This is a genomic window from Acidovorax sp. HMWF029 (assembly GCF_003060895.1).
In the GTDB taxonomy this organism is placed as follows: domain Bacteria; phylum Pseudomonadota; class Gammaproteobacteria; order Burkholderiales; family Burkholderiaceae_C; genus Acidovorax.
In genome coordinates this window covers 17,259-30,493 of record NZ_QAIH01000209.1, presented here as the reverse complement: position 1 = coordinate 30,493, position 13,235 = coordinate 17,259, and the positions used below count along the sequence as shown (strand labels likewise).

12 protein-coding genes are annotated in these 13,235 nt (G+C 63.9%); all 12 read left to right on the top strand.

The genetic code is table 11. The features are described from left to right. The first annotated feature begins 1 nt into the window (after position 1). The 12 genes from DBR12_RS14645 (at position 2) to DBR12_RS14590 (ending at position 12,952) form a co-directional block, all read left to right on the top strand. Entirely contained in the window at positions 2 to 787 is a 786-nt protein-coding gene (locus DBR12_RS14645; RefSeq protein WP_108617934.1) for an ABC transporter ATP-binding protein, read from the top strand. Position 788: 1 nt separating this feature from the next. Further along, positions 789 to 1,484, top strand: a complete 696-nt coding sequence (locus DBR12_RS14640; RefSeq protein ID WP_108617933.1) for an ABC transporter ATP-binding protein — start codon at positions 789 to 791, stop codon at positions 1,482 to 1,484. Between the two features lie 190 nt (positions 1,485 to 1,674). Continuing rightward, the gene (locus DBR12_RS14635) at positions 1,675 to 3,774 is read left to right on the top strand and encodes a 3-hydroxyacyl-CoA dehydrogenase NAD-binding domain-containing protein (protein ID WP_108617932.1); all 2,100 of its coding nucleotides are present in this window, start codon (positions 1,675 to 1,677) and stop codon (positions 3,772 to 3,774) included. A 35-nt stretch (positions 3,775 to 3,809) separates the two neighbouring features. Next, positions 3,810 to 4,985, top strand: a complete 1,176-nt coding sequence (locus DBR12_RS14630; protein ID WP_108617931.1) for an acetyl-CoA C-acyltransferase — start codon at positions 3,810 to 3,812, stop codon at positions 4,983 to 4,985. 157 nt (positions 4,986 to 5,142) lie between these two features. Continuing rightward, positions 5,143 to 7,038 (top strand): acyl-CoA dehydrogenase, encoded by a 1,896-nt coding sequence (locus DBR12_RS14625; protein ID WP_108617952.1) that lies wholly within the window; start codon positions 5,143 to 5,145, stop codon positions 7,036 to 7,038. Then, positions 7,038 to 7,238, top strand: coding sequence for a hypothetical protein (locus DBR12_RS14620; protein WP_108617930.1), 201 nt, complete (start codon positions 7,038 to 7,040; stop codon positions 7,236 to 7,238). Before DBR12_RS14625 ends, DBR12_RS14620 begins: the two co-directional genes overlap by 1 nt. A gap of 127 nt (positions 7,239 to 7,365) precedes the next feature. Next, entirely contained in the window at positions 7,366 to 8,154 is a 789-nt protein-coding gene (locus DBR12_RS14615; protein WP_108617929.1) for an SDR family oxidoreductase, read from the top strand. A 154-nt stretch (positions 8,155 to 8,308) separates the two neighbouring features. Continuing rightward, a complete protein-coding gene (locus tag DBR12_RS14610; RefSeq protein ID WP_108617928.1) occupies positions 8,309 to 8,740 on the top strand; it encodes a PaaI family thioesterase in 432 nt (143 codons plus the stop codon). 95 nt (positions 8,741 to 8,835) lie between these two features. Beyond that, complete coding sequence (locus DBR12_RS14605) at positions 8,836 to 9,852, top strand: NADP-dependent oxidoreductase (protein ID WP_108617927.1); 1,017 nt, start codon at positions 8,836 to 8,838, stop codon at positions 9,850 to 9,852. Then, on the top strand, positions 9,852 to 10,316 hold the full coding sequence (locus DBR12_RS14600) for a GNAT family N-acetyltransferase (RefSeq protein ID WP_108617926.1): 465 nt from the start codon (positions 9,852 to 9,854) through the stop codon (positions 10,314 to 10,316). Before DBR12_RS14605 ends, DBR12_RS14600 begins: the two co-directional genes overlap by 1 nt. Positions 10,317 to 10,325: 9 nt before the next feature. Further along, on the top strand, positions 10,326 to 11,996 hold the full coding sequence (locus DBR12_RS14595) for an isovaleryl-CoA dehydrogenase (RefSeq protein ID WP_108617925.1): 1,671 nt from the start codon (positions 10,326 to 10,328) through the stop codon (positions 11,994 to 11,996). A gap of 23 nt (positions 11,997 to 12,019) precedes the next feature. Beyond that, positions 12,020 to 12,952: a glutathione S-transferase family protein gene (locus DBR12_RS14590; protein ID WP_108617924.1), complete on the top strand. Its 933-nt coding sequence runs from the start codon at positions 12,020 to 12,022 to the stop codon at positions 12,950 to 12,952. Positions 12,953 to 13,235 lie beyond the last annotated feature (283 nt).

Below are 13,235 nucleotides of genomic sequence, written 5' to 3'. Positions count from 1 at the left end.
CATGGCGGCTGACAATGCAACCTACGCGCTCGAGTTGCGCGACCTGCGCAAGAGTTTCGGCAAGACGGAAATCATCCGCGGTGCCAACCTCGCGGTCGCTCCTGGCGAGCGGGTGGCCATCATCGGCCCCAACGGTGCGGGCAAGTCCACGCTGTTCAATCTGATCAGCGGGCGCTTTGCGCCCACCAGCGGCGACGTGATCCTGAACGGCCAGCGTATCAACGGGCTGGCGCCGTACGAGATCAACCGAAAAGGGCTTTCGCGCAGCTTCCAGATCACGAACATCTTTCCCAAGCTGAGTGTGTTCGAGAACCTGCGCTGCGGCGTGCTGTGGAGCATGGGCTACAAGTACACGTTCCTGCGATTCCTGTCGAACCTGCACGACGCCAATGAGCGCGCCAAGCAGCTCATGGAGATGATCAAGCTCGACAAGAAGCGCGACACGCTGGCCATGAACCTCACCTATGCCGAGCAACGTGCGCTGGAGATCGGCATCACCATCGCGGGCGGCGCCAACGTGATCCTGCTGGACGAGCCCACGGCCGGCATGAGCAAGACGGAGACCTCGCGCTTCATCCACCTCATCAAGGAGGTGACCGAAGGCCGTACGCTGCTGACGGTGGAGCACGACATGGGCGTGGTCTTCGGCTTGGCCGACAAGATCGCCGTGGTGGTGTATGGCGAGGTGATTGCCTTTGACACGCCCGACAAGGTGCGCGCCAACCAGCGCGTGCAAGAAGCCTATCTGGGCTCTGTCGTTGCCGACGAGCAAGGGGCGGGACACTGACATGCTGAAAATCGAAAATCTCCACGCCTATTACGGCAAAAGCCATGTGCTGCATGGCGTGACCTTCGACGTGCAACCCGGTGAAATCGTGGCCCTGCTGGGGCGCAACGGGTCGGGCCGCTCCACCACCGCCAAGGCCATCATGGGCCTGGTGGACTGGGAGGGCACACTGAACTGGAAAGGGCAGGACCTCAATGGCAAGAAGGCCTATGAGATCGCCCACCTGGGTGTGGGCTACGTGCCGGAAAGCCGCGACGTGTTCCCCAACCTCACCGTGCACCAGAACCTGATGCTGGGCCAGAAGGGCAGTGGCAAGAACAGTCGCTGGTCGTTTGATGATATGTATGAGATGTTCCCGCGCCTCAAGGAGCGCCAGCACACCGAGGCGGGCGTGATGTCGGGCGGTGAGCAGCAGATGCTGACCCTGTGCCGCACGCTCATGGGCGACCCGGACCTCATCATCATCGATGAGCCCACCGAGGGCTTGGCGCCCAAGATCGTCGAGCTGGTGGGGCAGTACCTGCAGACCATCAAGGCGCGCGGCATTTCGGTGCTGCTGATCGAGCAGAAGCTGACCATTGCGATGAAGATTTCGGACCGCGCACTGGTGATGGGGCATGGCTCCATCGTGTTCCAGGGCACGCCGGACAGCCTGCGGGCCGACAACTACATCCGCAAGGAATGGCTTGAAGTCTGACGATTTCTGAAGAACCATGGCTAAAAGAGGCGCCCGATAGCTGAAGGCGCCTCTTTTTTTGCTTTACCAAATGTTGCACTGCAAGCCCCCTTGTCCCGCCCGGGACAAATTGACACGCCAAATGGGTTTGAAGTCTCTACAATAAAAACGCACGATCGTTCTTTTTCACTTTCCAAGGAACAACAGCACCATGACCGCTGAATACAAAGTCCACGGCTCCGTTGCCGTGATCACCATGGCCAACCCTCCCGTCAACGGACTCGGTTTGGCGACCCGCCAGGGCATCGTGGACGGCCTGGGCCGTGCCAATGCCGATGCAGCGGTCACGTCCATCGTGATCACCGGTGCCGGTGGTGCGTTCTCTGGCGGCGCCGACATCAAGGAGTTCGGCACCGACAAGTCGCTGCAAGAACCCAATCTGCTGTCGGTGATTTCCGCCATCGAAAACTCGGCCAAGCCGGTGGTCGCTGCTGTGCACACCGTTGCCATGGGTGGCGGGCTGGAGCTGGCCCTGGGTTGCCACTACCGCATTGCGGCACCTGGCTGCTCGATTGCGTTGCCTGAAGTCAAGCTGGGCCTGATCCCCGGCGCAGGTGGCACGCAGCGCCTGCCGCGCGTGATTGGCGTTGAAGCAGCACTCAACCTCATCGTGAGCGGCGAGCCCGTCAAGAGCGAAATGATCGGTGCCGTGCCCGGCCAGAAGCTGTTTGACAAGATGGCCTCGTCCGCCGAATCGCTGGCGGCAGAAGCTCTGGCGTTTGCGCAAAGCGTGGCCGATGTCCGTCCGCTGCCCCTGGTGCGCAACTTCCCCTGCAAGCACCCCGAAGGCGACGCTTACTTCCAGTTCGCGCGCAACATGGTCAAGGGCATGGCCAAGAACTTCCCCGCGCCCGCCAAGTGCGTGGACGCGGTCGAAGCTGCCACCAAGAAGAAGTTTGCCGAGGGCATGCTGGTCGAGCGCGAAATCTTCATCAACCTGATGTGGACGCCCGAGTCGCGCGCACTGCGCCACCTGTTCATGGCCGAGCGTGCAGCGAGCAAAATCCCTGATGTCGCATCCGACACCCCCAAGCGCGACATCAAGCTGGTTGGCGTGATTGGCGCGGGCACCATGGGCGGCGGTATTTCCATGAACTTCCTGAACGCGGGTATCCCCGTCAAGATTCTGGAAATGAAGCAGGAAGCCCTGGACCGTGGCGTGGCCACGATCAAGAAGAACTACGAAGCCCAGGTCAAGAAGGGCAAGCTCAAACAGGACAAGTACGAGCAACGCATGGCCCTGCTCAGCACCACGCTGAGCTACGACGACCTCAAGGACTGCGACCTCATCATCGAAGCCGTGTTCGAAGAGATGGGCGTGAAGGAGGCTGTGTTCAAGCAACTCGACGCTGTGGCCAAGCCTGGCGCCATCCTTGCTTCCAACACTTCCACGCTGGACGTGGACAAGATCGCCGCCTTCACCCAGCGCCCGCAAGATGTTGTGGGCATGCACTTCTTCAGTCCCGCCAACGTGATGAAGCTGCTCGAAGTGGTGCGCGGCAAGGAAACCGCCAAGGATGTGCTGGCCACTGTGATGGCCATTGGCAAGAAGATCAAGAAGACCTCGGTGGTCTCGGGCGTGTGCGACGGCTTCATCGGCAACCGCATGATCGAGCAGTACAGCCGCCAGGCAGGCTTTTTGCTGGACGAGGGTTGCACACCCCAGCAGGTGGACAAGGCCGTCGAGAAGTTCGGCTTTGCCATGGGCCCGTTCCGTATGGGTGACCTTGCGGGCAACGACATCGGCTGGGCCATCCGCAAGCGCCGCTCCGTCGAGCGCGCAGACATGAAGTACAGCCGCACGGCTGACAAGTTGTGTGAGCTGGGGCGCTTTGGCCAGAAGACCGGCGCAGGCTGGTACGACTACCAGGCCGGCAAGCGCGATGCGATTCCGAGCGACCTGGTCAACAAGATGATCGAAGACCACCGCAAGGAGCTGGGCATTACGCCGCGCAAGATTTCGGACGAAGAAATCGTTCAGCGCCTCGTGTTCGCACTGGTCAATGAAGGCGCGCACATCCTGGAGGACGGCATCGCCAGCAAGTCCGGCGACATCGACATGGTGTACCTGACCGGCTACGGTTTCCCCATCCACCGTGGCGGCCCCATGCACTACGCCAGCGAAGTGGGTCTGTTCAACGTGGTTCAGGCCATGGACCGTTTTGCCAAGAACCCGCTGGATGACGCAGCGTTCTGGAAGCCCGCTCCGCTGCTGGCCAAGCTGGCCGCTGAAGGCAAGGCCTTCCAGTAAGCCGCATCCACAGATACCGAATCAAAGGAATTCACATGACCTCCGCAGTGATTGTTTCCACCGCCCGCACGCCACTCGCCAAGAGCTGGAAGGGTTCGTTCAACATGACACACGGCGCCACCCTGGGCGGCCATGCCGTGCAGCACGCCGTGCAGCGCGCTGGCATCGACGGCGCTGACGTGGACGACGTCATCATGGGTTGCGCCACGCCCGAAGGCGCCACTGGCAGCAATATCGCGCGCCAGATCGCCCTGAAGGCGGGCCTGCCCATCACCGCCTCCGGTGTTACCGTCAACCGTTTCTGCTCGTCGGGCCTGCAGACCATTGCCATGGCCGCCCAGCGCATCATCGCGGGCGAGGCCGATGTGTTCGTGGCGGGTGGCGTCGAAAGCATCTCCTGCGTGCAGCAAGAGATGAACCTGCACATGATCCAGGACCTGGCCTTGGCCAAGCAAAAGCCCGAGATCTACTGGAGCATGCTGCAGACCGCCGAGCAAGTGGCCAAGCGCTACAACATCGGCCGCGAAGCCATGGACGAGTACGGCGCAGGCAGCCAGCAAAAGGCTTGCGCAGCGCAAGCAGCAGGCTTGTTCGACGCTGAAATCGCTCCCATTACCGTCACAGCCGGTGTGGCCGACAAGACGCTGGGCCTGATCACCAAGCAAGTCACGGTGAGCAAGGACGAGGGCACGCGCGAAGGCACCACGGTGGAGGCTATTCAAGGGCTGCGCTCTGCACTTCCTGGGGGGCTGATCTCGGCCGGCAACGCGAGCCAGTTCTCTGACGGTGCCGGTGCCTGCGTGCTGACCAGCGAAGACTACGCCAGCAAGAAGGGCCTCAAGCCCCTGGGCCGTTTCCTCGGCTTTGCGGTGGCGGGTTGCGAGCCCGATGAAATGGGCATTGGCCCCGTGTTTGCCGTGCCCAAGGTGCTCAAGAAGCTGGGCCTGAAGGTGGAAGACATCGACCTCTGGGAGCTGAACGAAGCCTTCGCCGTGCAGGTGCTGTATTGCCGCGACAAGCTGGGTATCCCGGCGGACCGCCTGAACGTGAACGGCGGCGCCATCGCCCTGGGCCACCCCTATGGTGTGTCGGGCCAGCGCCTCACGGGCCACGCCCTCATCGAAGGCAAGCGCCGTGGCGCCAAGCGTGTCTGCGTCACCATGTGCATTGGCGGTGGCATGGGCGCAGCGGGTATCTTTGAAGTGTTCTAACCCCGCAGCGGTTTCGCGACCGGGACAACCCCGCGTGCAGTGCCACTGTGTTGAGTGATGCTGTACCGGGGTTTTTTTATGGACCTTAAAGCTCCTCTTTTTATAGCTGCTAGCGCTTTATGAATAAGCGCTAGAGGCCATTTTGAATGAAAATGCCATGAGCCTGCGCCCCACCGTTGACTTTCTGTTGTACCAATGGCTCGATGCCGAGAAGCTGCAAACGCGCGAGCGTTTTGCGGACCATTCCCGTGAAACCTTCGATGCCGTACTGGACACGTCTGAACGCATCGCTCGCGAGAAGTACGCGCCGTTCAACCGGTTGGTCGATCTGGAGGAGCCACGCACCGAAACCGAGCCCGATGGCACGCTGCGCGTGGTACTGCCGCAGGCCACCTACGAGGCGCGCCGGGCGTATGCCGAGTCGGGCCTGCTGAGTGCAGCGCAGGACTACGACATTGGCGGCATGCAACTGCCTTACACCGTGGAGGCAGCGGCCAACAGCTTCTTTGCGGCCGCGTCGATCAGCATCGGCTCCAACCTGCTGACCTCGGGCAATGCGAATCTGCTCATGGTGCATGGCACCGACCTGCAAAAGCAGGTGTTTGCGCTCAACGAATTCAACGGCCGCTGGTCGGGCACCATGTGCCTGTCGGAGCCGCAGGCGGGCTCTTCGCTGTCGGACGTGGCCACGCGCGCCGTGCCGGACGGTGATGGCTTTGAGAGCGACCCGCTGGGCCCGCGCTACCGCCTCAAGGGCAACAAGATGTGGATCAGCTCGGGCGACCATGAGTTGACCGAAAACATCGTGCACCTTGTGCTGGCCAAGATCCCGGGGCCGGATGGCAAGCTGGTGCCCGGCACCAAGGGCATCTCGCTGTTCATCGTGCCCAAGAAGCTGGTGGACACCAACGGCCAGCTCACCGGCGTGCGCAACGACGTGGCGCTGGCAGGCCTGAACCACAAGCTGGGCTGGCGCGGCACCACCAACACGCTGCTGAACTTTGGTGAGGGCAAATACCCGGTGGGCGGCGAAACTGGAGCAGGATTGGACGGCGCCGGTAGCGGCGCCGTGGGCTACCTGGTCGGCCAGCCCGGCAAGGGCCTGCACTGCATGTTCCACATGATGAACGAGGCGCGTATCGGCATCGGCATGGCCGCCACCATGCTGGGCCTGGCGGGTTACTACGCCAGCCTGGACTACGCAAAGAACCGCCCCCAAGGCCGCCCGGTGCAGGGCCCCAAGGATGGCGCTGCAGCCGTGGTCAAGGATGCCGCCCAGCCGCAGGTGCGCATCATTGAACACGCCGACGTCAAGCGCATGCTGCTGGCGCAAAAGTCGTATGGCGAAGGCGCCCTGGCGCTCAACCTGTTCTGTGCGCGACTGGTGGATGAGCAGCACACGGGTGATGCGGCAGCTGCCGATGAGGCCCGCCTGCTGCTGGAGGTGCTCACCCCCATCGCCAAGAGCTGGCCCAGCGAATGGTGCCTGGAGGCCAACAGCCTGGCCATCCAGATTCACGGTGGCTATGGCTACACGCGCGACTTCCCGGTCGAGCAGTACTGGCGCGACAACCGCCTGAACATGATCCACGAGGGCACGCACGGCATCCAGGCCATGGACCTGCTGGGCCGCAAGGTGCTGATGGAAGGCGGACGCGGCCTGCAACTGCTGGCCGGGCGCATCAACGCCACCATCGAGCGCGCCATCCAGGTGCCCGCACTCGCTGCACATGCCAACGCGCTTGGCAAGGCCTTGCAGGACGTGGGCGCCACCACCAAGGCTGCCTGGGCCACGGGGCAGCCCGCCGATGCGCTGGCCAACGCCGTGCCCTACATGCAAGCCTTTGGCCATACGGTGCTGGCCTGGGTGTGGCTGGATGTGGCGCTGGTCACCTTGGCGGCCGATGCCGCGCTGGCGGAGCCCGCCAGCGTGGGCCGCATGGGGGCGATGCGCTTTTTCTTCCATTACGAGCTGCCCAAAATCGGCGCCTGGCTGCAGGTGGTGAGCACCCGCGATGCGACCTGCGCGAGCTTTCCAGAAGAGGCGTTCTGATGGCCGCACCGCTCACGCTGCAGCGCATGCACAAGCTCATCTGGGTGCTGATTTACGGCGGCCTGCTCGCGCTGGTCCTGGGCATCGCCACCGCCCGCACTGACGATGCCCTGGGCTGGACCCTCATCGTGGGTGGCGGAGTACTGGCTGCAGTGGGCGTGGTGCTCATCCTGGTGCGGGCGCGCCTGAAAACAGATTGACCACGCGGCCGACGCAGGGGCGACACAATGCCCCCGCGTTGCACCGCACAATTGCTGCTGCAAACCCACGGTCCGGCCCGGTCGCAGGTCGGCCCCGAGAATGTTCCGATAACCCCAAGGAGACACCATGACACGCACCATTCAACAATTGTTTGATCTGACCGGCAAGACCGCCCTCGTGACGGGCGGATCGCGCGGCCTGGGCCTTCAGCTTGCGCATGCGCTGGGTGAGGCTGGCGCAAAAATCGTGCTGAGCTCGCGCAAGGCCTCTGACCTGGAGGAGGCCGCAGCGGACCTGAAGGCGGCAGGCATTGACGCACGCTGGATCGCAGCCGATTGCGCCAAGGAAGAAGACATCCGCCGCCTGGCCGACGAGACGCTGAGCCTGGGCCCTGTGGACATCCTGGTGAACAACGCGGGGGCCGCCTGGGGCGCGCCCGCCGAGGACCATCCGGTGGAAGCCTGGGACAAAGTGATGAACCTGAACGTGCGCGGCTATTTCATCCTCTCCCAGCACATCGCCAAGCACAGCATGATCGGCCGGCGCAGCGGCAGCATCATCAACGTGGCGTCCATCGCCGGTCTGGGCGGCAACCCCAAGGGCATGAACACCATTGCCTACAACACCTCCAAGGGTGCGGTGATCAACTTCACACGCGCGCTGGCCGCCGAATGGGGCGCGTACAACATCCGCGTCAATGCGATCTGCCCGGGTTTCTTCCCGAGCAAAATGACGGTGGGCACCCTCAAGGCCATGGGCGAAGAGGCGCTGGCCGCACATGCCCCGCTGGGTCGCCTGGGCGATGATGAAGACTTGAAAGGCCTGTGCGCGCTGTACGCGTCGGATGCGGGCAAACACATCACTGGCCAATGGCTGGCCGTCGATGGCGGCGTGAGCATCGTCACTGGAGGGTGAGCATCCCCCTCAGCGGCTGCGCCGCTTCCCCCTTCTCTCGAATCGCTGGCGCGATTCGGGAAGGGGGACGCAGCCCTCGCTGCGGGGCGGCCCTTGCTTGGCTGCCCCAGTTTGGGCAGCGCCAGTTTTTAAGTTCGCGTATTGAGGATAAGCCTTGAAAAGTTTCGGTGTCGAAATCCCCTTTGTCAGCCACCTGGGCTTCACGCTGCACCGCATGGAGGGCGGCGAGTCCGAGCTGCGCTACGAAGCCAAGCCCGAGCACCTGAACTCGTTTGATGTGACCCACGGCGGCGCGTCGATGACGCTGCTGGATGTGACCATGGCCACGGCCGCGCGCAGCGAGACGCCGGACATGGGCGTGGTCACCATCGAGATGAAAACCAGCTTCATGCAACCCGCACGCGGGCCGCTGGTGGCCAAGGGGCGGCTCATCCACCGCACGGCCACCATGGCGTTTACCGAGGGTACGGTGTATGACGCGCAGGGCCGCATCTGCAGCCATGCCACGGGCACGTTCAAGTACGTGCGGCGCTTGCCGGTGGACAACCGCAGTACCAACGGGCTCAAGGTGATTTCCACCGATTGAGCCCGTTTCTCTGAATAAAAATGGCCGTTTCCGCGCAATGGATAAGCGCTTATAGCTATTAAATTGATAGTGATTTCACTTTGAAGGAGCCTCTCATGCCACGCAACCAACAAATCGTTCTCGACAACCGCCCCCAGGGCGAAGCCGTGGCCAGCAACTTCAAGCTGGTGGCGGTGGACACCCCCGCACTCAAGGATGGCGAAGTGCTGGTGCGCCACCATTTCCTGAGCCTGGACCCGTACATGCGTGGCCGCATGAACGAGAGCAAGAGCTACGCGGCGTCGCAAGCGCTGGGCGAGGTCATGATCGGCGGCACCGTGGGCGAAGTGGCCGAAAGCAAGCACCCCAAGTACGCCGTGGGAGACAAGGTGGTGGGCATGGGCGGCTGGCAGGAGTACAGCGTGGTCAATGCCGAACAGCCCGGCGCGCTGCGCAAGGTCGACACGACCCACGTGCCCCTGTCGCATTACCTGGGCGCCGTGGGCATGCCGGGCGTGACGGCCTGGTACGGCCTGGTCAAGATCATTGCGCCCAAGGCGGGCGACACGGTGGTGGTGAGCGCTGCCACCGGTGCCGTGGGCAGCGCCTTTGCCGCACTGGCCAAGGCCCGTGGCTGCCGCGCGGTGGGCATTGCGGGCGGTGCCGACAAGTGCAAGTACGCGGTGGAAGAACTGGGCTTTGACGCCTGCATCGACTACAAGGAGCACGGCGACGCGCGCGCCATGTCCAAGGCCCTCAAGGAAGCCTGCCCCAACGGCATCGACGGCTATTTCGAGAACGTGGGCGGATGGATCATGGATGCCGTCATGCTGCGCATGAACGCCTTCAGTCGCATCGCCCTGTGCGGCATGATCGCGGGCTACGACGGCGCGCCGCTGCCCATGGCCAACCCCGCGCTCATGCTCATCAACCGCATGAAGGTCGAAGGCTTCATCGTGAGCGAGCACATGGAAGTCTGGCCCGAGGCCCTCAAGGAACTGGGCACGCTGGTGGGCACCGGCAAGCTGCGCCCGCGCGAAACCATTGCCCAAGGCATTGCCGCAGCGCCCGAGGCCTTCCTGGGCCTGCTCAAGGGCAAGAACGTTGGCAAGCAACTCGTCAAGTTGATCTGATGACACTCCGTTGGGTTTGGGCCCGCTTCGACGACCTGGGCGTGCATGCGCTGCATGACGCCCTGGCCCTGCGCTGCAAGGTGTTCATCCTGGAGCAGGGGCCCTACCAAGACCCGGACGCTGCCGACAAAAAGTCCTACCACCTGCTGGGCTACGACGAGGCTGGCGTTTTGCAAGCCTGCCTGCGCGTGGTGGACCCGGGCGTTAACTACCCCGAGCCCTCCATTGGCCGCGTGGTCACCGCCAAGGAGGCGCGCGGTAACGGCACGGGCCGAGCGCTGATGGCCGAGGGCATTGCCCGCAGCAGCCAGGCTTGGCCGGGGCGGGGCATCCGCATCAGTGCGCAGGCCCATCTGCAGGGCTTCTATGGCAGCCTGGGCTTTGAGGCCGTGTCCGACGAATACCTGGAAGACGATATCCCCCACATCGAAATGCTGAGGCGGGGTGACAGCCCCGCCACCTGAGGAGCCGCCATGACCGTTGCCAGTCTTGCCGCCACCCATGAAGTGTTCAACCAGAGCACGCCGTGGGCCGATGCCAACCTCTACACCACCAACCAGCCCCTGCAGGACGCGCTGCGCCTGCATGCCCCCGATCTGCCGCTGGCGCGCCTGACGGCCCTGGGCGCAGAGATGGGCTCGGCAGAGATGGCGATGCACGCGCGCCTTGCCAACACCTACAAGCCCCAGCTGCGCACCCACGACCGCTTCGGCCACCGCACCGATGTGGTGGAGTTCCACCCCAGCTACCACGCACTGATGGGCGCCGCGCTGCGCCACGGCCTGCATGCCACGCCCTGGTCGCGTCAAGGCATAGGCCATGCGCACATCGAGCGGGCTGCAGGCTTCATGCTGTTCACCGAGGCCGAGCCATCAGTGTTGTGCCCCGTGTCGATGAGTTACGCCGTCACCCCGGCACTGCGGGGCAATGCTGCCGTGTGGGCCGACTGGAGTGCGGGCCTGGCCAGCACCCAATACGACCCGCGTCTGGCGCTGTTCTCGCAAAAATCCGCGCTTACCATGGGCATGGGCATGACCGAGAAGCAGGGCGGATCGGACGTGCGCGCCAACACCACGCAGGCCGTGCCCGATGGCGACGATGCCTGGGGCGCGCGCTATCGCATCACGGGGCACAAGTGGTTCTTCTCCGCCCCCATGTGCGATGCGTTCCTGATCCTGGCGCAGGCGCCCGGTGGGCTCACCTGCTTCTTCCTGCCGCGCGTGCTGCCGGACGGAAATGACGGTGCCGTCAACACGATCCGCATCCAGCGCCTCAAGGACAAGCTGGGCAACCACGCCAACGCCAGCTCAGAGGTTGAATTTATCAACGCTCTGGCATGGCGCGTGGGCGAGGAGGGCCGGGGCGTGGCGCAGATCCTGGAGATGGGCACCATGACGCGGCTCGATTGCGCCCTGGGCACCAGCGGCCTCATGCGGCAGGCGCTCAGCATTGCGCTGCACCACACGCGCCAGCGGTCGGCTTTTGGCAAGAAGCTCATCGAACAGCCACTGATGCGCAATGTGCTGGCAGACCTTGCGCTTGAAAGTGAAGCTGCCACGGCGCTGTCGATCAGGCTTGCGAGCGCTTTTGACCACAAGGACAAGAGCGAGCACGAGGCCGTCATGGCCCGCCTGCTCACGCCCGTAGCCAAGTTCTGGGTGTGCAAACGCGGCAGCGTGTTTGCGCAGGAGGCCATGGAATGCCTGGGCGGCAACGGCTACGTGGAAGAGGGCGGTGAAGGCGTGATGGCCCGCATCTACCGCGAGATGCCGCTCAACTCGATCTGGGAAGGCGCGGGCAACATCATGGCGCTGGACCTGCTGCGCGCCGTGCGCCGCGCCGACACCGCCGCCGCCCTGGCCGACGAGCTGGCCCCCGCACGCGGCGCCCACCCGGCACTGGACCGCATGGCCAGCGCACTGCCCCTGCGCGTCGATGCGATGACGACGGAAGCCGAGGCCCGCCGCCTGGCGCAGGACGTGGCCCTGGCCGTGCAGGCCGCGCTGCTGGTGCGCAGCGCACCCAGCGCGGTGTTCGGCGCATTTTGCGATTCGCGCCTGGGCGGCGACTGGGGCTACAGCTTCGGCACGCTGGGTGCGGGTGCCGATCTGGATACCTTGCTTTCACGCGCCTTGCCGGCTTGACACATTTTTTCTGCGGAGAACCCATGTCCCACCTCATCCTGCATCACTACCCCACGTCACCGTTTTCTGAAAAGATTCGGGCGGTGCTCGGCTTCAAGCAACTGGCCTGGAAGTCCGTGATCATCCCCAGCGTCATGCCCAAGCCCGACGTGGTGGCACTCACGGGTGGGTATCGCAAGACGCCTTTTTTGCAGATTGGTGCCGACATCTATTGCGACTCGGCCCTGATCTGCGATGTGCTGGAGCATGAACAGCCCGAGCCCGTGTTGTACCCGCCGCACCTCAAGGGCGTCGCGCGCGTGTTTGCGCAGTGGGCCGACACCACGCTGTTCTGGGCCGCCATGGCCTACAACCTGCAGCCCAAGGGCGCAGCCGCGCTTTTTGCCAACCTGCCGCCTGCGGCTGTGCAAGTGTTTGGCGAAGACCGCCGGGAGATGAGTGCGGGCATGCAGCGCCTGCGCCCGGCCGACGCCACAGCCGCCTACCGTTCGTACTTGCGTCGTATCGCGCACATGGCCGAAGAGCACGACTTCCTGTTCGGTGCCGAGCCCTGCCTGGCCGACTTTGCGGCCTACCACCCGCTGTGGTTCACGCGCCAGTGTGTGCCCGTGATGGCCGACATCTTTGCCGCCACGCCCGCCGTGCTGGAGTGGATGGACCGCATCGCAGCGCTGGGCCATGGCCGCATGGAAAAGTTCAGTGCTCAGGACGCCATCACCGTGGCCGCTGGCATGGAGCCACTGCCGCTGACCGACGATGTGTTCCAGGACGAGCACGGCATTGCGCTGGGCAGCCAGGTGACGATTTCCGCCGAGAGCTTTGGCACCGAGCCCACCGAAGGTGAGCTGATTGCCGCCACCCGCACCCGCTACACGCTGCGCCGCACCGACCCGCGCGCGGGCACGGTCCACGTGCATTTCCCGCGCATCGGCTACGTTTTAAGAGCAACCCCCTGAGCGGCCTCGCCGCTTCCCTCTTCTCTCGCATTGCAGTGGCAATTCGGGAAGGGGGACGACGCCCTCGCACGCAAGCGAGGCGCCGCATACGCGGCTCGGCGGCCCAGGCCAGGCGTCTCTGGTCTGGGCCTCGTCAGTTTTGACCAACGCCGTAAATGGCAACGATTTCAAGGAGACAGAAAAATGATCGACAACTTTGCTGGCAAAACCGCTGTCCTCACCGGCGCAGGCTCGGGCTTTGGCCTGGAATGCGCGCGCATCGCTGCCCGCCTGGGCATGAACC